The sequence below is a fragment of the Ruminiclostridium cellobioparum DSM 1351 = ATCC 15832 genome, from assembly GCF_000621505.1.
Classification (GTDB): Bacteria; Bacillota; Clostridia; order Acetivibrionales; family DSM-1351; genus Ruminiclostridium; species Ruminiclostridium cellobioparum.
In genome coordinates this window covers 37,273-56,862 of record NZ_KK211293.1, presented here as the reverse complement: position 1 = coordinate 56,862, position 19,590 = coordinate 37,273, and the positions used below count along the sequence as shown (strand labels likewise).

The following is a 19,590-nucleotide window of genomic DNA, read 5'->3' as shown; positions in this document are numbered from 1 at the left end:
TATTTATTTAATATTACTAAATATAATTTTAGCATACATAATATTGCAGTCAATGTTATCTTTCATGGTAAGTATTCATTTATATTAAAATTTGATATAATATATGTTAAAATGCATCCAGCATAAAAACGGAGGATAATTATGTTTTCTGAAATTGGTTCAAAAATAAACAGACTGCGTTTGGATAAAAAACTTACTTTAAAAGAGTTAAGCCAGCTTACCAATCTATCTGTAGGATTTCTGTCCCAACTGGAAAGAGGTCTGACCACAGTTGCAATCGATTCTCTTGATAATATTTCAAAGGCTCTGGGTGTGGACATCAATTATTTTTTCACTCTTGCAAAGGAACAGAGCAGATTTATCCAGAAAAGTTATGAGCGCGAAATAGTTTTTATGGATAAGGATAATTTTATACAATTTCATTTATCAAACAGCCTGGGCGACAAAAACATGTTTCCCCGCCTGGTAGAGGTTTATCCCAAGAGAGATAATGAGACCGTATTGACATACACTCATGAAGGAGAAGAATTTATTTATATCCTCGAAGGTATATTGACCTATTATTATGACGGCGAAAAAACCGAACTGTATCCCGGTGATTCGGTCCATATCCGCTCAACCCTGTCCCACAACTGGGAAAATAATACCAATAAAATAGTGAAGCTGCTGATGGTAAGCACGCCTAACCGGTTCCACGAAAGCCAGCAGGATGCTCCGGCCCAAAAAATATGAATTTTTTAACCAAATCAGATGGATACATGTGTTCATCCTCCGATCTCATCTGATGCCGCTCCCTGCTTTACAGATAGATAGTATGTATAAATGCATCTGGCAGCGACAACAAGCAATACAAAACCTCCGCCTATCATGGAATAAATCCCCGGAAATTCATGTACCACCAGGGCTACCCAAATAGGGTTTAAAACCGGCTCAATAAAAGGAATCAGGACGGCCTCAAGAGCAGTTACATTTTTTATTGCTATTGAGAACAATATATAGGAAAGGCCAAGCTGAAAAATACCCAGCAGGCTTATGCCCAATAAACTTCTGGTATCAGGCATGGACTGAAACATGAATGGCAGGGCAACCACAGCGGTCATAATATTTCCCCAGAAAATTCTATCCAGCGGAGAATCATCCTTTTGAAGCCTCAGAAGCAATGCAAGAAATGCAAATGCAATTCCGCTGATTATGGCTAAAATATTTCCCAGCAATCCTCCGGGGGATAATTTATCAATAAAAAAGAGCAGCATCCCGCCAAATACCGCTGCAATAGTGATGATATCGTACCATCTCACCTTTTCCTTGAGAAAAAGTGCTCCGAATACTGCAACATATATTGGAGCCGTATACTGAAGAGTTATTGCATTTGCAGCTGTGGTAAGTTTTGTGGCGTATACGAACAAAATTACCTGGGCGGCATACACAAATGCTGATGCAAACTTCAAAAATGAAAATTTAAAACTGGGTTTCTTAATAAAAAACAAAATCAGCAATGCGGCTATTAAACTGCGGGCACCTGCAATAGCTATGGGATTCCAGTCCACCAGTTTTACAAGAAGTCCTCCGAGACTCCAGAAAACAGCTGTTACCGCAAGTAAGGACAATGCCAGGCTTTTCCTTGGTGTTATGTCTGTTATATTCATATCATATATCACCCTTCAACTTAACCTTTGTAATTTTTAATAAATAATCATAAGCTTTAATTTTGCCGGACACGCCGGTATACTTGCCGCGATTTCACTCCTATGAATTTATAATCTTTAGAACTTAATTTAAATCACTGAATAATTCGTATACATCATCACTCAAATTCTTTATTCCAGGTAACTGTCAAACGTTTTGAAATTGCAATCCAAATTTAAGCAAGCAGCATTAAGTTTACTATTACTTAAATCAATTTTATCACAGCAAGATTACAAGTCAATACAATATAAGAATGTTCCACTAATTCTACGTTTTTTTACACTGGTGTTTTGTATGAAACTTGATAATATAGAATAATACAAATGCCAAGGAGGTATTTTTTGATGGTTGAAAGAATTCTTGAGTATCTTCAAAAGAAGGGATATCCTGCCCGCAGCATATCAGTAGAGCATTTGAAAGAGCTTCAAAAGGAAATTGAAAAACTCAATGAAGCCAAATATCTGGATGCAGGCATTTATAAACTACTTAATGATTTTCATAATTACAATATTCCGGCTTCCGCAAATCCGGTAAAATCAATTTTTATAGTTGCTTCACCCAGCCCTATTGTAAAAATTAATTTCAACTATAATGGAATAAGATTCCCGGCATTGATACCGCCCACCTACACAGAGTACTATAAAAAGCCGGAGGAAATCAAGCAGCACTTAAATAAAATGTGGAAAGCTGCGGGTATAATGCCGTAAGAGTGGCAAGACTGCCTGAAAAGCTTATTGCCGTAAGAAGCGGCCTGGCAAAATATGGTGCCAACAACATCACATATATACCTGAATTCGGAAGCTTTTTTCTGTTGTCAGCCTTTTATTCCGATCTTCCCTGCACCGGTACAGATGAAACCTGGAGTGATATCCGGGTTATGGATATGTGTAAAAACTGTCATGCTTGTATATCCAAATGTCCCACAGCTGCCATTACCGGAGATAGGTTTCTTATTAAAGCCGAACGCTGCCTTACTTATTACAATGAATTTAAAGGTACGCCGGAATTTCCCGATTGGATTGCACCTGATTCCCACAATTGCCTGGTGGGCTGCCTCAGATGCCAGCTGCAGTGTCCGCTTAACAGGGAACAGTTGGAAAAGGTTGAAGTGCTTGCAGAAATGGATGAAGCCGAAACTTCATTAATTCTTGAAAACAGGGGATTTGAGGAACTCCCTCCAGCTCTTGCAGCTAAACTGGAAGAGCTGAATATATCCATGTATTATCACCACCTTTCAAGTAACCTGAAAGCTCTTATAAACCCAAAATACAGGCTGCCTTAAAATAATACAATGTGAAGAAATACACGTGAAAAATCAACAGTGCTTCATTAAACATTGGATGCTCTCTTTTTTATATCTCTAATAAAGGACAGTTTTGTTTCTGAAATTATAACTGCAGCAAATATGAGTACAAAGCCTATGAGCAGCCTTAAAGTGAGCTGCTCACCATAGAACATCACTGAGAACATTACCCCGAATACCGACTCCAGACTGAGAATTATTGCTGCGGCCGAAGGGTGGGTCCACTTCTGGCCTATGTTCTGAAACAGCAATGCAACTGCAGTTGCAAATACGGCAAGATAAAGCAGCCCTATAATGTTACCTGTTTCCCACCGGGTTGGGAATTTCTCAAAAGTCAGGCCCATTCCCCAGGAGAGCAGGGCTGCAAAGCCAAATTGCAGTATAGTGATGATTATGGGGTCCTTTCCCTTGCCCAATTTTGCAACTGCCACCAAATGTCCTGCGTACAGAAAGCCTCCCAGCAATGTGAAGGCATCTCCAAAGCCTATGGAAAAATCCCCCTTCAGGGACACAAGGCCTATTCCCGAGATGCATACTATGGCAGCCATAAAGTTGTAGATATCCGGCCTTGACCTGTCCACCGCCCAGAATAAAAAAGGCACGATTACACAATAAATTGCTGTCAGAAATGCATTCTTACCCGGAGTAGTCTCGGTAATTCCTATGGTTTGAGTGCTGTAGCCAAGAAATAAAAAAAGACCAATAACTCCGCTTTTCCAGATATAGTCAAGGTTTATCTGTCTCAGTTTTTTAAAAAACACTACACTTAACAGAATACTTGCGATGGTGAATCTGAAACCCAGTAATATGTAAGGCGGAAATACATCCACAGTATCTTTCATAATAAAAAAGGAGCTTCCCCATATAAACGCAGCCATAAACAGTGCCAGTTTGGGAAGCACTTTTCCGGAATACAATGCTTTAATCTTTGATCAATCCTTTCAATAATATATTTATATTTTAAATCCATTCTCCTGTATATCCAGATATTTTAAATTTTCCAGAGTGCCTACGGTGATGTCGGCTAAAGTCAGATCCTGATTACCCGAGTTTGGATTTTTAAATGCAATACATTTCATACCTGCTGCTTTAGCCGCTTTTACCCCATTTCCCGAATCCTCCAGCACAATGCACTCTGCCGGAGCAACTTTTAAAACTTCGGCAGCTTTTAAGAATATATCAGGTGCAGGCTTGCTGTTTTCAACCTCTTCACCGCTGATAACAACATCAAAATTATGATATATATGTAAACCCTTTAAAACCATTTCGATAAATTCCCTTGAGGATGAGGAAGCAAGTCCAATATAAATACCCCTGCCTTTTAAATCGTCAATCAGTTCCGGTATACCGCTTATCGCCTGTAATTCCCCCTGACCGAACAGCTCGTTTTTATATTTGGATTGAAGCTCCAGAAGTTCTTCCACTGTTGAATCAAGTTTATACCTTTTTATGAGTTCGGCCCACATATTAGGATTTGTGACCCCGACGAAACTGGACAGCTCACCGTCTGCAATATCATGTCCCAAATCCCTTAAGACCATTTTGTCTGTTTGAAAATGCAATGGCTCACTGTCAATAATTACACCGTCCATATCAAAAATAAATGCTTTTATCATGCCATCCTCCTACAAAATTTATAAATCCCCCGTCATATAAATGCTGAACCGAGTTGTATTTCAGCCGGGTATGATGCATATAAAGTACATTATACTATATTTATCAAGAAATGATAGCTATTTTAAACAACACAAATATAAAAAGTGTATACCGGGTTTGCACGGTATACACTTAAGTAAATTACCAAAATTATTTTTCTGAATATTATATAAATGTTTTTAACGCAATTACATTTGCATCATGAACAATGACGGATCCAGCATACCGAATATCATGGCTATATGTGCTACTACAAGGAATATACCGATAAAGGTTGCATGCAGCTTGAGTCTTGCCAATTCCGTTCTTTTCCTCCCTATTACGCCCATGTCCAGCAGGGCCATCCCAAGAAGAGGAACTATCCCCGAGAGATAGAAACCAACAGCAACAACATCTGCAAAGCCCCTCCACTCACCGTTCATGGTTAAGGGTATAACGGCATTAATGAACAAATAAACAAATACTCCCGAAAAATAAAGTCCGACGATTATACTTGCAATCTTGTTAAGCTTTCTTAACCCGCCTGTTAAATTTCTTGTAAATAGTATTGCCAGTTCGGTTATTGCTATAGTCTCTGCCAGTATAACCGGAATAGCCATGAATAAAATCAGATTCCAGGGCTGATTTGTAGCTAACAGCTCCATGTAATGGGTCATCATTTTTTCCATAATCTTATCTCCCTATTTTGAGTTTTACAGAATAATTTTCAGATATCACTCATTTATATTACTAAAAAGTTATGAAGATTTTATGGAGAATTTCCACGATGACAAAGTATTTTTTAAATTTAAAGGAACTCTGCTCTTGGCAGCATTGGTTCTATTATTTATAATATTCCGGGGCACCCTGAAGCCAAGCCGGGAAAGCAGTTCATTTGTCAGAGTCCCGGCTTGGGCAGCAACACCTTCGGCGCTGATAAATTCGTTCCCGTCATGGCCGATAAGTGTTGCGATGTCACCCTGCTTTGTTCCGTGAATATCCGTTATATCCACCATGAGCTGATCCATGCATATCCTTCCAACAATCCCCGCTTTCCTCCCGTTGATAATAACCTGCCCTTTTCCGCAGGAGAGATTCGACGGTATACCGTCCGCATATCCGACAGATATGACTGCCAGTCTGGTTTTTTTACCGGAAATGAACTGGTGTCCATACCCTATCCGTTCATTTTCACCTATATCTTTTGTCAAAATAACTCTGGCCTTCATGGAAAGTACCGGCTGAAGCGAAACAGGCACTCTGGTTTCATGCTCCCGGCTGCTCAGTACGCCGTACATTGCTATACCTATTCTGGCATAGTCGCATTTGAGGTATGGGTAGTTAAGTACGCCATAACTGCTTTGAAGGTGTATTTTCCCCGGATTAAAACCGGCTTCCTTCAGTCTGTCCAGCGTTTTATAAAACCTTTCTATCTGAAAATGTGTAAATTCCACATCCTCGGTTGCAAGGCTGTCGGCAGCACTCAAATGTGAAAAAGTACCTCTAATAAGGAGATTCCCGCATTGGAAAATACCGGCCAAGTTGTCCATATTATCAAAGCTCTCACCCAGTCTGTGCATTCCCGTATCTATTTTTACATGAACCTTTATTTTCTTGTTCCGGGAGTTTAACATCCTTGCATAGCTGAGATCAACCACAGTCTGGGTCAAATCATATTGCCTGAGCAGTGAGACTTCATCGGGCAGTGTATATCCCAGAATAAGAATTTCTCCCCTTATACCGTTTTTTCTAAGCCTTATACCCTCTTTGACGGTTGCAACCGCAAAGGCATTCACTCCCATATTGTTCAGTTCCCGGGAGACTTCAACATCCCCGTGTCCATAGGCGTTTGCCTTGACAACAGCCATGATGCCGCAGTTTTCAGGCAATATCCTTCTGAACTGACCGATATTATTCTCAAGGCCTTCTAGGTCGATTTCAGCCCATGCCCTGTCCGCCTTCCGGCCTTTATCCTTCTTTTCCAAAAAGGTCATGACAATAACCGAGCACAAAATTGACATTGACAGGACGGCGATAAAATGAAGCATACTGTTGTCAATAAGTAATGATGTCAGGTTAACAGCTTTTGCAAAGCCCCTCACGACTATAATACACATGGGATGTACTATATATATAAGCATTGACAGTGTTCTTAACTTTTTTTCGGCTTTGCCCCTACAGTTCAGCAGCAGGTGAAACAGAAAAAACATGACCGGCAGGAGCATTATATACATGCTGTCATGACGCTGCATTCCCTGCCGGTTCAGGAAGCTTCCCTCTGCAAGCAGGAGCACTGTGGCAACTGACAGTCCCGTCAGGCATATTTTATTCGAATACTGCCTGCCTGCAGCGGCTATAGCTCCTCCCAAAGCTATAAAAACAGGTGTCATCAGCAGTCCGTTACGGGTATGGTCAAAAAACATGAAAAGCACATTATAAAATCTATTTAAAAAAGCAAACTGTTCCGAAATGCCGTAGTAGCTGTCTCCTAACAGGGCGAGCAGGTAAAGGAGCATTGTAACACCCAGTACCGCCCTTGGATTTAATTTGCTGTATAGTCCGCAAACAACTATCACTCCCAGTATACTCGCCGGTAAATACCACAGATGATAAAATGTACCCTCAAAAACAAGTCCTTTGAATATTCCCGCCGGTGAGAGCTGCTCTTTTATTGCTCCTGTATATATATTTACAGGCAGATATAACAAGATAGCTGCTCCATAAAGGAGAGCCGTCTTTTTTATAAAACCGTTCAATGTAGTTTTTCCCGGCACTAGAAAGAATCCTGTCGTCATTAGAAAAAAGGGAACTGCAACCCTGGCCAGAACATGGGTCAGAAAGAAGTTTGCCCCGGGGCTTATGGAAAGCAGCGGAAAAGTATGGATTGAAACTATCAGCAGTGCGGCTATTAATCTAAAATAATCCAGACCGGCATATCTCTTTTCATCCATTTCCATTCCTCCATACTGTTATAATAAAACCGTCCACATTGTTCCCCGAGATCTGGTAAGGAGTAAAATCCTCAATGCAGATCCCGGTTTGCTGTGTCGAAGCTTCCAGATAATATATCTCTATGATTTGCTCTCCATTCCTAAAAATCAGATGTTCTCCTTCACAGGGATACCCCTTCAGAAAATCAATATATTCTTCCAGGGTAAAACCTTTTGTGTGGATTATCAGGGAGTGTGGGTAACCGACATAGCGGAAATGCCAGGGTTCATGTGAAATACCCGTTATGCCTTCCCTCCCTTTCTGGTAACGTTCGATAAATCCGTATTTGGGAGCCAGCTCTCTGAAACTCTGACAGATACCTTCATAGGGAAAGGACGGGCATATAAAATCGATGTTTTCCTTATTTTCTGCCATATCTATTGCCAAGCCTGTCTGGTGCTCACTGTGATTGGGAAAAGCAACATACTTGAAAGTGAATTCCTCACCGTTTTCCCCGAGAGAGTCCATAAACAGCTTTTGCTGTTCCACTGTGGAGCGGAAGCCGCTTACAGGTATTATACCGTCTCCGGCCCTGCAGGCCGTCATTAGCCGGCTTAGCATATTAGCCGCCGTTTTTTTAAGCAAAATGCCCTCATACCTGTCATCGGCCGGAATCAGCCGGGTATTGTATTCATCCGGCTGTATATCCTGAAGGGGATTCTGCCTGTTTACCAGAATGAGGTCACCTTTATAGATCTCCCGGCGTTCCAGAACCAATTTTTTTAAATTGTTATCTATATCTGTTTTCATTTTTTCTCCAAACCGCCCGGAGATCATTAAATTATCTCCTGTTGACTATGATTACTTTTAATTATGATTACTTTTTAATCCTTTTGGGCCAATGAAATAAGCCTCTCCAGAATTTCACCGAAGGACATGCCTATGCCGCCCAGCATTTTGGGATATCTGCTGTGAGCCGTAAAGCCCGGGATGGTATTAATTTCATTAAATACTATATTGCCGGCGGGTGTCAGGAACATGTCAACTCTTGCAAAACCCCTGCAGCATAATGCCTTATAGAGTTTCAGTGCCGTTTCCCTGATTCTTTCTGCAGTCCTTAAGTCTATTCGTGCAGGCATATGAATTTTGGAGGAAGCAAGGGTATATTTTTCATTATAATCAAAGAAACCCTGCTGGAGCTCTATTTCATCAACTTCGCCTATTATAAGCTCATCATTTCCCAGTATCGCACAGCCCACTTCAAAGCCTTCAATCCCTTCTTCTATTACAATTTTCGAATCATGTTTGAATGCTTCCCTTACCGCCTCATACAGTTCTTCCTGCCTACCTGCCCTGGTAATCCCAAAGGAGGAGCCTGCTCTGGCAGGTTTTACAAACAATGGATATCTCAGAGTTTCTGTTTTTTTAATAATTTCTTCAATACCTGCGTATTTCATTGCAGTTATTGAGGGAGGGACCCTGACACCGGCAATTTGGGCTATTTTGTGAGCGATGTCCTTATCCATGCACAAGGAAGAACTTAGTGTATCGCAGCCGACAAAGGGAATGCCTGCAAGCTCAAGTAAACCTTGAACCGTTCCATCTTCACCGTTCTTTCCGTGCAAGACAGGAAAAACCACATCAATTTGCGTTGTTACAAATCTGTCCTCACAAAATTCAATAAGTGCAGAACTGTTTCTGTCAGGAGAAAAGACAGCAGGTCTGCAATCCTTATCCAAATGCCATGTGTCATTTTTAATACCTTCGGTCCCTCCGAAATATCTGAACCAATTCCCTTCTCTGGTAATACCCACCAATACAACTTCATATAAATCCCTGTTAAGGTTTTCCACAACTGAAACTGCTGAATTTAAAGAAACTTCATATTCCGGGGAACATCCTCCGAAAATAACAGCTATTTTTTTCTTTAACATATATTTATCTCCCTGTTTATTGTCCTGAAAAGCTTTAATAAAAAAACAACCTGTCCAACTGACAACTTTATTGTAGTCAATTTTAACAGGTTGTTTTTTAATTTCGGCTTATCAAATCCTTAAGATTTTATTACAATATTATTTAGATTTATTGAACGCCTACGTTTTTTTGACAGGCAGAGATACTGTAAATTGAGTATAAACTTCATTGCTCTCGGCAGAAATGGTTCCGCCGTGCAAAACCACGATTTCTTTTGCAATTGCCAGGCCCAGCCCTGTACCCCCGGTATTGCTGGATCTTGCCGAATCCAGGCGGTAGAATTTTTCAAAAATAGAATCCAGCTTATCAGGAGGTATCATTTTTCCTTTATTCCTGAATCTGATTATAATATTTTCTCCCTCTGAAATTGCAGATATGTTTATTGAACTGTCATCATAGCTGTAGGCGGCGGCATTCTTAAGTATATTGTTAAAAACACGTCCCAGCTTGTCGGAATCCGCATAAATCATAATATTCTCTCCTGCCTCAACCACTGCCTCCTTATTCCGGGGAGCAAGGATGGGATAGAATTCATCGGCCATCTGTTCCAGCATCATTGTAAGATTTACATCTTCTTTTATAAGATTTATAGTCTGGAGATTGAATCTTGTTATTTCAAAGAATTCATTGATCAGCTGCTCAAGACGGTATGCCTTTTCAAGTGTTATTCCGGTATACTTTATCCTCTGTTCCAGGGGCATATCCGGAGCTTCGTTCAGGAGGCTCAGATACCCGATAACAGATGTAAGAGGTGTTTTTATATCATGCGCCAGATAAACCACAAGATCATTCTTCCTTCTTTCACTCTCAAGAGCGGCGTCTCTTCTTTTTTCCAGGGTACTTTTAACCGTGTTGAGCTTTGTCTCGATAAATTCCAGCTCAGACGGCAAAGTAATAGGTTCCTCTGATTCATTTACAAGCTGGTCAATGCCTCCGCTTATTTTTTTGAAATAACGTGTAAACCCTGACATGGCTACATATATAAAGATCAATAATAAAAAGACAAAACCGATTCCAAGAAGCAGTCCCTTGTTGTTTCTGAATATGATTGCATAAACACCGGCCGCATTCCAATAGTCTATGTGAAAAAGTCTTTGCAGCAGGGATACAAAGCCTTCTGCAAAAGGTTTCTGCAAGGCGTCATCTATTAAAAAGTGAAGAATGAATAAACCAACAACAACTGTAATCAAGCCCGTCAGGAGAATTTGAAGCATTATTTTGGTTTTAACACGTCTAAAATCACTTTTCAATTTTGTATCCAACTCCCCATACGGTTTTTATAAACCTTGGATTTCCCGGAGGTTCCTTCATTTTTTCCCGGAGATGCCTGATATGTACCATCACAGTATTATTGCTGCCGGCGAAGTATTTCTCCCCCCAAACCTCCTGGAACAATTTTTCCGAATTGATAACCTGTCCCCTGTTTTCACAAAGCAGCCAGAGAATCGAGAACTCAATGGGAGTAAGCATGAGAGGTGTTTCGTTTAAAGTGCAGTGATGGGTTGTCCTGTTCATAACCAGTCCCGAAACCTCAAGAATATCATTACTCTGCTGGGCACCCTCATTATACCTTGTAAATCTTCTGAGCTGTGCCTTTACCCTGGCAACCATCTCCAGAGGACTGAAAGGTTTTGTGATATAATCATCGGCGCCAAGTGTAAGACCTGTTATCTTGTCCAATTCCTCAACCTTTGCAGTCAGCATGATAACCGGAAAATTATACTTCTCCCTTATTTTCTTGCAAAGGGTAAACCCGTCCATTTCAGGCATCATAACATCAAGCAGTGCCAGATCATATTTGTTGTTATCAATGCTGTGCATAGCTTCTGAAGGACTGTAAAACTTATCCACACTGTAATTTTCATTTCTCAGATACAGTTCTACCAGGTCGGCTATTTCTTTTTCATCGTCAACAACAAGTATACTAATACCCATTTTTCTACCACCTTATATTCATGATTGAAAATTTTTTGACTAATACGCTATAAAAATTATAGCATATTATTTTCTTCAATTATTCAATCCAAATATTAAGATTTGCTTAATTTTTTAAGGCTCTTAATTTAACACGTTGTGCTTTCCAGGTTAATCAACGGAATAATTTAAGCCTTCTGCTTTGGCAGAGTAACGGTAAATTCAGTCCCTGTATCCGGACTGCTTTGAACCCCGATGGATCCCCCGTGTGCTGCCACAATGGCCTTACTTATTGTCAAACCTATTCCCGAGCCCCCTGTAAGCCTGTTTCTGGATTTGTCCGCCCTGTAAAACCTTTCGAATATATAGGGCAGGTCCTCTCCCGGTATACCGGGGCCATTATCCTTTATTGCAAGTATAACAGCATTTGGATCGGATTTGATTACAACCTGTACCAGCCCTCCCTCGGGCGTATATTTCAGTGCATTGGAAAGAAGGTTTATGATCACCTGGCTTATTTTATCCCTGTCTGCATTTATTTCGGTGCTGTCTCCTATAAATTCAATATTTAACCCCTTATTTAAAAACTGACTTTCAAAATTTTGAATCAGCCTTTTAGCAAGCTCTGCAATATCAAACAATTCTTTATCCAGAACCGGCTTATCACCTTCATATTTTGTCAGTTTCTCCAGGTCCCCCACCATTTTGCTTATTCGTACGATTTCTTCATGGCAGCTCTTTAACCTTTCGGCATCGGCTTCCCAGATGCCGTCAATCATTGCTTCCATGTGACTTTGAAGGGTTGCAAGCGGAGTCCGGAGCTCATGAGCGACATCTCCCGTCAGTCTTTTGCGTAAAGCCTCCTGTTTTTCCAGTGATTCGGCAAGCTGGTTGACTGTAGAGGTCAATTCGTTTATCTCAGTAGTATTTGATCTCCGGCTGATTCTTTCCGAGTAATAACCCTTTGAAATTGATTTTGCAGCCGAAATGACCCTGGAAATAGGTGAACTCAGCCACCGTGACATAATCCAGCCCAAAATCAGGGCAAATACCAGGGAAAACAGTCCAACACCTATGAGTACATTGTTAAAGGCATCTATAAATGCCTTATCATGTTCATTGAGGTAATTGGGGCCATAAGTGCCTATTTCCACAACTCCGACTTTATTCAGATTGTTGTACAGGGAATAAGGAACCTCTGTGTATTTTGCTTCCTTTGATCCGGCAATTCCATTGGAATTGGCAGCCATATGCTCGATTATCTGCTGGCACATTCCATTGTTATGCTCTTTTGCATCCCAGAGTGTCTTCCCGTTTATGTCTTTTACTTTAATAATGATGCCGTTTATTAGATAACTTTCACCTATTGAGGCAACCGAATCGATATTCCAGTTGTCATTACCTTTATACTGGGCCGCAAGAGTTGCAACTATTTCTTTATTCCTGAGCTGCTGATTCTCATTGACATACTCTCTGAAATGTTCCACAACAAATAAATTTGTCAGTGCGTTAATCAGAAATACAATTATGACGGCAGCAATAACATAGGACATGGATAGCTTTGTCCGCAAGCTGTTTACCATTTCATACCAACCTTCTTTAATATTAATCTTCCCTGAACAACCTGTACCCTATACCGTGTACGGTTTGCAGATACCTGGGGTCCCTGGGGTCGTCTTCTATTTTTTGTCTCAAATTCTTTATATGTGTGTCAACAGTTCTGTCAAATCCTTCAAAATCATCACCCAGGGCCATGGTGATCAATTCTTCGCGGGTAAAGGTTTTATTAGGATACTTTAACATTGTAAAGAAGATTTTATATTCATTAGGTGTAAGATTTATAATCTCTTCCTTCTTTTTTACCTCATGTTTCATATCATCTACCACAATATCTTCAAGTTCAATGACATTCACAACAGGGGCAGGGATTTCATGAGCTCTCCGTAATACGGCTGCCACTCTTGCCACAAGCTGCCTTGGGCTGAAAGGTTTTAATATATAATCATCGGCACCTATTTCAAGGCCCTTTAATATATCCTCCTCATCTGCCCTGGCTGTGAGCATTATAATTGGAACCCCGGACTTTTTCCTGATATTTTTGCAGATTTCCTCACCTGAGATATCGGGAAGCATCAGGTCCAAAATAATCAGGGCAGGCTCTGTTTTTTCAAATACCGCCATGGCCTGATTCCCGTTAAGAGCTGTATATACTTCATATCCGCTGTGTTCAAGATAGGATTTTACAACGTCTACTATTTTCTGCTCGTCATCAACTACAAGTATTTTTTTTGGTAAACTCATAATAGAAACTCCTGTTAAACTGTTGTTATGCAAAGATACCCCGCTTCATTCCATGAAGCGAGGTGTCTTCTGAATAAATTATGTTTTATTTGATCACGTCATAGCCCTGGTCTTCAATTGCATCCATTATTGCTTTTCCGGATACCTTTTCAGGGTCAAATTCAACGGTAACCTTTTTATTGGCCAGATCGACCGAAACCTTGTCGACTCCGTCAAGAGCTCCAACGGCTTTTTTTACGCTGTTTTCACAATGGCTGCAGGACATTCCTTCAACAGCTATATCAGTAATTTCTTTTGCCATATAAAATCCCTCCAAATATATTATTATCTAATTAAATCAACCGGTTTACAGCTGACTAATTTCTACTTTTTAAACGGTTTAAAGCGTTTCAGGCTGAGCGAATTTGTTACAACGGATACTGAACTGAAGGCCATTGCTCCGCCTGCTATGATCGGACTCAATAAACCAGAAGCCGCGAAAGGTATTCCGATTATATTATATATAAATGCCCAAAACAGGTTCTGCTTAATCTTGTTCATGGTCCGCTTGGACAATTTGATTGCAGTAGGTATTGAACGTAAATCCCCGCTCATAAGGGTAATATCGGCAGCCTCAATGGCAACATCCGTACCTGTTCCTATTGCCATGCCTATATCTGCCGTTGCAAGCGCGGGAGCGTCATTTATTCCGTCTCCCACCATTCCTACTATCCTGCCCTGCTTTTTAAGTTTCTCCACCTCTTCTGCCTTGTTCTCGGGGAGAACTTCAGCCAGAACGTTTTCAATGCCCACTTGTTTTGCAATTGCAGCAGCGGTTCTTTTATTGTCGCCTGTAATCATATAGACTGCAATTCCCATATCCAGCAGTTCCCGGATTGCTTCCCTGGAGTTTTCCTTTACGGTATCGGCAACTGCCAGTATAGCTTCGATTCTGGTGTTTACAGACATGAGCATGGCAGTTTTACCTTCATCCTCCAGACCTGTAATTGTATTTTCTATAGCATCAATATCAATGCCTTTTTCCTTCAACAGTTTTCTTGTACCAAGGAAAATTTCACTGTCACCCACAACTGCTCTGATACCTCTGCCGGGTATGGCTTCAAACTCATCAGGATCAGGTATGCTGCCAAAATCCGCCTTGCCTTTTTCATAAATGGCAGCGCCTAAAGGATGTTCCGAGCTTTTTTCCGAAATTGCAGCCAGCTTGAGAAGTTCGGAGTTCTCATACCCGTTCAGGGAAATTATATCTGTAACCTCAGGCCTGCCTTTGGTAATTGTTCCGGTTTTGTCCAGAACAATGCTGTTCAGCTTATAGGCTCTTTCCAGATGTTCACCGCCCTTGATAAGGATACCGTTTTCGGCACCTTTTCCGGTGCCCACCATAATGGCGGTAGGAGTGGCCAGGCCCAGTGCACAGGGACACGCAATAACAAGAACCGATACAGCACTGACTATTGCTCCCGTAAGGTCACCTGCCGCCAGGTACCGGATGAGGAACGTAACCAGAGCTATTCCAATGACAACAGGTACAAAAATACCCGATACCCTGTCGGCTATTTTCTGAATAGGGGCTTTTGAGCCCTGGGCATCTTCAACCATCTTTATTATTTGTGACAAAGCCGTATCTTTCCCGATCTTTGTAGCTTCAAATTTAAAAGTACCGAACTTGTTGATGGTGGCACCGATGACCATATCACCGGGCTTCTTTTCAACCGGAAGGCTTTCACCGGTCAACATGGATTCATCAATTGATGAATTGCCTTCAATGATTTTTCCGTCCACGGGTATCTTCTCTCCGGGTCTGACAACAACAGTATAACCAACCTCAACCTCTTCAACAGGGATATCCTTTTCAACCCCGTCCAGTATGACCCTGGCCGTCTTTGCCTGAAGTCCCATGAGCTTCTTAATGGCTTCCGAGGTCTTTCCCTTTGCAACAGCTTCAAAGTACTTTCCAAGAAGTATCAGTGTAATAATTACAGCAGAGGCTTCAAAATAAAGTTCCTTCATCATTACTCCGGGTTGGGCAGGTACAAAAAATGCATTGTAAATACTGAAAAAATATGCCGCCGATGTGCCCATGGCTATGAGCACATCCATATTTGCGCTTTTTGCCTTCAGTGCATGGTATGCATTTTTGTAGAATCTGAAACCTATTATAAACTGCACCGGTGTGGCTATAATAAGCTGAAAATACTCATTGTGAAGAAAAGCCACATCTATTTTAATCAGTGAGAGCAGCATTGCCAGTATTAACGGCGAACTCAAAACCGCAGAAGTTATCAGTTCGATTTTCAGTTTCCTGATTTCCTTTTCACGTTGGGCTTTTTCACTGTCCTGTGAGACATCTTCAACCTTTTCGGCCTTATAGCCAAGATTTCCAATGACATTTATTATATCGGAAACTTTTATGACAGCGGGATCAAACTCAACAGCAGCTTTTTCTGTTGCCAGGTTAACGGCGGCAGTTGAAATCCCCTCCATTTTTCCAAGTTTTCTCTCAATTTTGGCTGAACATGCGGCACAGCTCATGCCTGTTATTTTCAGTTCCACCTTGTTATTACTTTCCGGAGTGTTCTGTAAAACATCATAACCGAGTTTTCTGACAGCTTCACTTATTTTATCTGAATCCACCTGAGTATCATCATACTCCACTGTCGCTCTTTCTATTGCAAAGTTAACATTTGCCTGTTTCACACCCTCCAGTTTGTTCAGTCCCTTTTCAATTCTTGCAGCACAGGCGGCACACGACATTCCCGTTATATTAAAATTTTCCTTCTTATCCATTAAAAATTATTCCTTTCTGCTGCAAGTATAAAGAATCCGGAGCAATTATGAAAATTTCCTTATCCAAACAGCTGCTATTTTAAAAAGCCGATTATACCTGATATATGATTATGGAAAGCTCAGGCAGATGTCAATCTCCGCAGCAGCTTCCGTCCTCTTCCCCGATCCCGCCGTTTTCATCCTTTTCACCATCTTCACCGTTTCCTCCGTAACCAGAAGCCGGATCGATATTTTCAACTTCTTTTTTTACTGAATCAAGATCGAAATTGTTTATATCATCCACTACCTTTATATACCCATTTATCATACCCATCCAACAACCAAAACTAAAATCTTCTTCAGGAACAAACTCAATTTTGTTTTCTCCTTCTGTCAAATCAATACCGGCCCCATAATTGGAGAGAATAATTCTGTTATTACAGCTGTTTATTTTCTCACCATTAAAATTTACAACTGTTTCCACACCTTTCTGGACAACAGCAACTGCCGGTGAAATCCCATAATCATTTACATTTATTGTCACAGTCTGAGTGCCGTTAACAATGGTTCCAACAGCCACCTCGTCAGTGGGAATACTGCCGTTGTGAAATTTAGCCGCTTTTGAGCCTGCGGCACCGGAGTCTCCCGGTATAGCTGCAGCCCCTGCCTGGCCATTGCTGCCATTGTCACCGGCACTTGTGTCCGGTAAATCTTCGGCAGAAAGATTTGATATATCGGATACCACCTTTATATTACTGCTTATCATACCCATCCAGCAAGTATAAACAAAATTTCCCTCTTTTTCAGGGGTGAATTCAATAATATTATCACCAACAGACAGCTTTTTCTGCAGCCTGTACTCAGGAATGGTCACAGAGTTATTGCAGCCGTTCAGTTCTCCGGCTTCAACCCTGATATTCCACTTTACAGGGATTCCTTTCCGGACAGTTATCGGCGCATATCTGCCGGATTCCAACTTTGTAGTTACAAGCTGTATACCGTTTTCTATTTTGGCCCCATCCGGGTTATCAGTTGACGCGTTTGCAATTGAACCCATAAAAGCTGAGAAATTGAAACCTCTGATCATCATTATAATAACAAGTGCTATTACAAGTACCGCACTTGCTTTTATAATTTTTTTTGTGATTCTTCCGATTCCATTCATTCTTTCATCTGCCTCCTGTCAGTCCCGTAACAATTTTAACCGAATTCTACGAGGCTGAATGTAAAGCTGTATTATTTTGTCTTCCAGTTATCTGTGAAGAGTTCCTTATTCTGCTCTATAAAGTCCTTGGAAATAGTAATGTTTGTACCGTCATCGGTTTTATCCTCTTTAAGTATCGGTATGGGATTACACCCGCCTCTTTGCTGTTCTACCATATCCATGGAAAACCTGTTTCCGCAGTTCTGGCAGACAAGCGTATCACCTTCCTGCTTGTAATAGGCTCTGGGCGAACCATTGCACACCTGACAGGTATTAAAGGCCGTTCTTATTGTTCCGTCACTTGCTTTTACGGCCAGTATCTCCATGTTTTTATTACCTATTTTTACAGGATAAAATTTAACTGTTTCTGAAACGTCACTTTTATTGATAACAAGGTCTGTTCCTTCAGCGGCAGGACTATCCGAATTTCCGCCTGCCGCCAGTTTTGAAACAAAAATTACCGCAACAAGTATAACAGCTATTCCGATAATAATTGCAATATGTTTATTTTTAAAGTTCATACGCTCCTCCGTATTCTGTATTTTATGCCAGCATTTTAACAAATAAATATGTAGATTTTATGAAGATTATAATACAGACCCTGCCATATCATTCTAAAATATCAATTTATCCTAGCATATATTTACATTCAGCAAAATCTAAAGTAATATTGTTTTATGTATTAAATATTTTACCAGGGGTGCGAATATGAAATCTGTAAAAATTACCTGTTTAGCCTGCTTGATATGCGGAATAATCCTTTTTGCCTCAGGGATTACTCTTCTCTTTAATATAAAGACTGCCCCGCCCAGTCCTGTTGTTACAGAAAACAGTACACCTTCCACCGAAACAAAGTCATTTGATATAATAAATAACTATACAGGAAATATGAATCCTATAAATTTTCTCGTATTAATAAAAGAAGCTTCCGGAAGTAATACCGATACCATAATCATAGCCAATTATTCTCCGCAAACCAAGCAAATCAACCTTTTGACTGTTCCCAGAGATACAAAGGGAACCAACAGGTCCGACATTAAAATAAATTCTTTTTATGACATGGGCTACAGGCAAAAAATGCCCAAAGGCACATCTGAGTTGGAACGCAAGCATAATGCATTAAAATATACAGCCCAGACAATAAGTAACCTTACAAATATAAAAATCAATTATTATATTTACCTGGAAATTGACACAATAAAGTCAATAGTGGACAAGCTCGGAGGAATTTACTTTGATGTCCCTGCCAAACTGAAATATAACGATCCGGTACAGAATCTCCATATAGATCTGCAAAAAGGCTATCAGCTCCTGGACGGGGACAAAACGGAACAGCTGCTGCGCTTCAGGAAACCTCAGACCCGTTATTATACACGTGAGGAATTAAAAGAGGTTAACAAATACTATAATGGTTCCGATTTAAAAAGAACAGAGATGCAGATAAACTTTGTCAATGCCATTATCCAGCAAAAGGTCAGTTTACTTGAACTCCCCAGACTTATTCCCATAGTTAACTACGCTTTTGACAATGTAATTACAAATACCGAGCTCAATGACGTTCTTTCACTGTTAGGTGCATTTACCCAGGGCTCCAGGCCTGAAATGAATACCTTCAAATTATACGGTATTGATAAAAGAATTGCAGGTGCCGACTTCTTTATATACAACGAAACTGTGGAAGACACAAAAAGCAGAGAACTGCTGAGGGCCGATAAAGTCATTGAACAGTACTTTACCATTCCCTCCGGAAATTTTATTCCCGACCCGGCTTCCATATATGATTTTAAAATAGCCAACAGGGATAATCCCTCAAACAGCGATACCGATTCTGTGGGCGATAATAAAGACAAACCGTAAAAGGCGATCAAAAAGGCCT

General features: G+C 40.6%; 19 protein-coding genes. 4 read left to right on the top strand and 15 right to left on the bottom strand.

What is annotated here, in order from left to right; genetic code table 11:
* The first annotated feature begins 141 nt into the window (after nt 1–141).
* On the top strand, nt 142–732 hold the full coding sequence (locus tag T344_RS0123925; protein WP_027630791.1) for a helix-turn-helix domain-containing protein: 591 nt from the start codon (nt 142–144) through the stop codon (nt 730–732).
* A 32-nt stretch (nt 733–764) separates the two neighbouring features.
* Here the strand turns inward: T344_RS0123925 and T344_RS0123920 are convergent, their stop codons facing one another.
* Complete coding sequence (locus T344_RS0123920; RefSeq protein ID WP_034863016.1) at nt 765–1,646, bottom strand: DMT family transporter; 882 nt, start codon at nt 1,644–1,646, stop codon at nt 765–767.
* A gap of 384 nt (nt 1,647–2,030) precedes the next feature.
* On the opposite strand from T344_RS0123920, the gene T344_RS0123915 reads away from it, so the two are divergent.
* Together T344_RS0123915 and T344_RS0123910 are read left to right on the top strand one after the other, a co-directional pair.
* Nucleotides 2,031–2,393: a hypothetical protein gene (locus tag T344_RS0123915; RefSeq protein WP_027630789.1), complete on the top strand. Its 363-nt coding sequence runs from the start codon at nt 2,031–2,033 to the stop codon at nt 2,391–2,393.
* Entirely contained in the window at nt 2,366–2,968 is a 603-nt protein-coding gene (locus T344_RS0123910) for a 4Fe-4S double cluster binding domain-containing protein (RefSeq protein ID WP_027630788.1), read from the top strand. Before T344_RS0123915 ends, T344_RS0123910 begins: the two co-directional genes overlap by 28 nt.
* 47 nt (nt 2,969–3,015) lie before the next feature.
* Here the strand turns inward: T344_RS0123910 and T344_RS0123905 are convergent, their stop codons facing one another.
* From T344_RS0123905 to T344_RS0123840, 14 genes are all read right to left on the bottom strand, one after another.
* The gene (locus T344_RS0123905; protein ID WP_051572241.1) at nt 3,016–3,867 is read right to left on the bottom strand and encodes a DMT family transporter; all 852 of its coding nucleotides are present in this window, start codon (nt 3,865–3,867) and stop codon (nt 3,016–3,018) included.
* 75 nt (nt 3,868–3,942) lie between these two features.
* Entirely contained in the window at nt 3,943–4,605 is a 663-nt protein-coding gene (locus T344_RS0123900; protein WP_027630786.1) for an HAD family hydrolase, read from the bottom strand.
* 228 nt (nt 4,606–4,833) lie between these two features.
* On the bottom strand, nt 4,834–5,313 hold the full coding sequence (locus T344_RS0123895; RefSeq protein WP_027630785.1) for a DUF6803 family protein: 480 nt from the start codon (nt 5,311–5,313) through the stop codon (nt 4,834–4,836).
* A 69-nt stretch (nt 5,314–5,382) separates the two neighbouring features.
* The gene (gene vanT / locus T344_RS29230) at nt 5,383–7,575 is read right to left on the bottom strand and encodes a serine racemase VanT catalytic subunit (RefSeq protein WP_051572228.1); all 2,193 of its coding nucleotides are present in this window, start codon (nt 7,573–7,575) and stop codon (nt 5,383–5,385) included.
* Nucleotides 7,568–8,365, bottom strand: a complete 798-nt coding sequence (locus tag T344_RS0123885) for a M15 family metallopeptidase (RefSeq protein ID WP_034863062.1) — start codon at nt 8,363–8,365, stop codon at nt 7,568–7,570. Before T344_RS0123885 ends, vanT begins: the two co-directional genes overlap by 8 nt.
* Before the next feature lie 74 nt (nt 8,366–8,439).
* Nucleotides 8,440–9,489, bottom strand: a complete 1,050-nt coding sequence (gene vanG / locus T344_RS0123880) for a D-alanine--D-serine ligase VanG (protein WP_027630783.1) — start codon at nt 9,487–9,489, stop codon at nt 8,440–8,442.
* Between the two features lie 159 nt (nt 9,490–9,648).
* Entirely contained in the window at nt 9,649–10,743 is a 1,095-nt protein-coding gene (gene vanS, locus T344_RS0123875; protein ID WP_376785752.1) for a vancomycin resistance histidine kinase VanS, read from the bottom strand.
* A gap of 25 nt (nt 10,744–10,768) precedes the next feature.
* Nucleotides 10,769–11,464 (bottom strand): VanR-ABDEGLN family response regulator transcription factor, encoded by a 696-nt coding sequence (vanR, locus tag T344_RS0123870; RefSeq protein WP_004624111.1) that lies wholly within the window; start codon nt 11,462–11,464, stop codon nt 10,769–10,771.
* A 167-nt stretch (nt 11,465–11,631) separates the two neighbouring features.
* On the bottom strand, nt 11,632–13,026 hold the full coding sequence (locus T344_RS0123865; RefSeq protein WP_027630782.1) for a sensor histidine kinase: 1,395 nt from the start codon (nt 13,024–13,026) through the stop codon (nt 11,632–11,634).
* Between the two features lie 22 nt (nt 13,027–13,048).
* Nucleotides 13,049–13,744: a response regulator transcription factor gene (locus tag T344_RS0123860; protein WP_034863005.1), complete on the bottom strand. Its 696-nt coding sequence runs from the start codon at nt 13,742–13,744 to the stop codon at nt 13,049–13,051.
* An 85-nt stretch (nt 13,745–13,829) separates the two neighbouring features.
* Nucleotides 13,830–14,045, bottom strand: a complete 216-nt coding sequence (gene copZ / locus T344_RS0123855) for a copper chaperone CopZ (RefSeq protein ID WP_027630780.1) — start codon at nt 14,043–14,045, stop codon at nt 13,830–13,832.
* Nucleotides 14,046–14,107: 62 nt separating this feature from the next.
* Nucleotides 14,108–16,531, bottom strand: coding sequence for a heavy metal translocating P-type ATPase (locus tag T344_RS0123850; protein ID WP_027630779.1), 2,424 nt, complete (start codon nt 16,529–16,531; stop codon nt 14,108–14,110).
* 130 nt (nt 16,532–16,661) lie between these two features.
* Nucleotides 16,662–17,675: a hypothetical protein gene (locus T344_RS29225; RefSeq protein ID WP_051572222.1), complete on the bottom strand. Its 1,014-nt coding sequence runs from the start codon at nt 17,673–17,675 to the stop codon at nt 16,662–16,664.
* Between the two features lie 71 nt (nt 17,676–17,746).
* Nucleotides 17,747–18,235 carry a DUF2318 domain-containing protein gene (locus T344_RS0123840; protein ID WP_027630778.1) on the bottom strand — a complete coding sequence of 163 codons (489 nt, stop codon included), beginning with the start codon at nt 18,233–18,235 and terminating at the stop codon, nt 17,747–17,749.
* A gap of 187 nt (nt 18,236–18,422) precedes the next feature.
* On the opposite strand from T344_RS0123840, the gene T344_RS0123835 reads away from it, so the two are divergent.
* Entirely contained in the window at nt 18,423–19,571 is a 1,149-nt protein-coding gene (locus T344_RS0123835) for an LCP family protein (protein WP_027630777.1), read from the top strand.
* Nucleotides 19,572–19,590 lie beyond the last annotated feature (19 nt).

Coding starts and splice junctions, on each gene's coding strand:
- T344_RS0123835 (WP_027630777.1), top strand. CDS start 18,423: ATGAAATCTGTAAAAATTACCTGTTTAGCCTGCTTGATATGCGGAATA.
- T344_RS0123920 (WP_034863016.1), bottom strand. CDS start 1,646: ATGAATATAACAGACATAACACCAAGGAAAAGCCTGGCATTGTCCTTA.
- T344_RS0123850 (WP_027630779.1), bottom strand. CDS start 16,531: ATGGATAAGAAGGAAAATTTTAATATAACGGGAATGTCGTGTGCCGCC.
- T344_RS0123900 (WP_027630786.1), bottom strand. CDS start 4,605: ATGATAAAAGCATTTATTTTTGATATGGACGGTGTAATTATTGACAGT.
- vanR (WP_004624111.1), bottom strand. CDS start 11,464: ATGGGTATTAGTATACTTGTTGTTGACGATGAAAAAGAAATAGCCGAC.
- T344_RS0123865 (WP_027630782.1), bottom strand. CDS start 13,026: ATGGTAAACAGCTTGCGGACAAAGCTATCCATGTCCTATGTTATTGCT.
- vanG (WP_027630783.1), bottom strand. CDS start 9,489: ATGTTAAAGAAAAAAATAGCTGTTATTTTCGGAGGATGTTCCCCGGAA.
- T344_RS0123925 (WP_027630791.1), top strand. CDS start 142: ATGTTTTCTGAAATTGGTTCAAAAATAAACAGACTGCGTTTGGATAAA.
- vanT (WP_051572228.1), bottom strand. CDS start 7,575: ATGGATGAAAAGAGATATGCCGGTCTGGATTATTTTAGATTAATAGCC.
- copZ (WP_027630780.1), bottom strand. CDS start 14,045: ATGGCAAAAGAAATTACTGATATAGCTGTTGAAGGAATGTCCTGCAGC.
- T344_RS29225 (WP_051572222.1), bottom strand. CDS start 17,675: ATGAATGGAATCGGAAGAATCACAAAAAAAATTATAAAAGCAAGTGCG.
- T344_RS0123860 (WP_034863005.1), bottom strand. CDS start 13,744: ATGAGTTTACCAAAAAAAATACTTGTAGTTGATGACGAGCAGAAAATA.
- vanS (WP_376785752.1), bottom strand. CDS start 10,743: ATGCTTCAAATTCTCCTGACGGGCTTGATTACAGTTGTTGTTGGTTTA.
- T344_RS0123915 (WP_027630789.1), top strand. CDS start 2,031: ATGGTTGAAAGAATTCTTGAGTATCTTCAAAAGAAGGGATATCCTGCC.
- T344_RS0123905 (WP_051572241.1), bottom strand. CDS start 3,867: ATGGCTGCGTTTATATGGGGAAGCTCCTTTTTTATTATGAAAGATACT.
- T344_RS0123840 (WP_027630778.1), bottom strand. CDS start 18,235: ATGAACTTTAAAAATAAACATATTGCAATTATTATCGGAATAGCTGTT.
- T344_RS0123885 (WP_034863062.1), bottom strand. CDS start 8,365: ATGAAAACAGATATAGATAACAATTTAAAAAAATTGGTTCTGGAACGC.
- T344_RS0123895 (WP_027630785.1), bottom strand. CDS start 5,313: ATGGAAAAAATGATGACCCATTACATGGAGCTGTTAGCTACAAATCAG.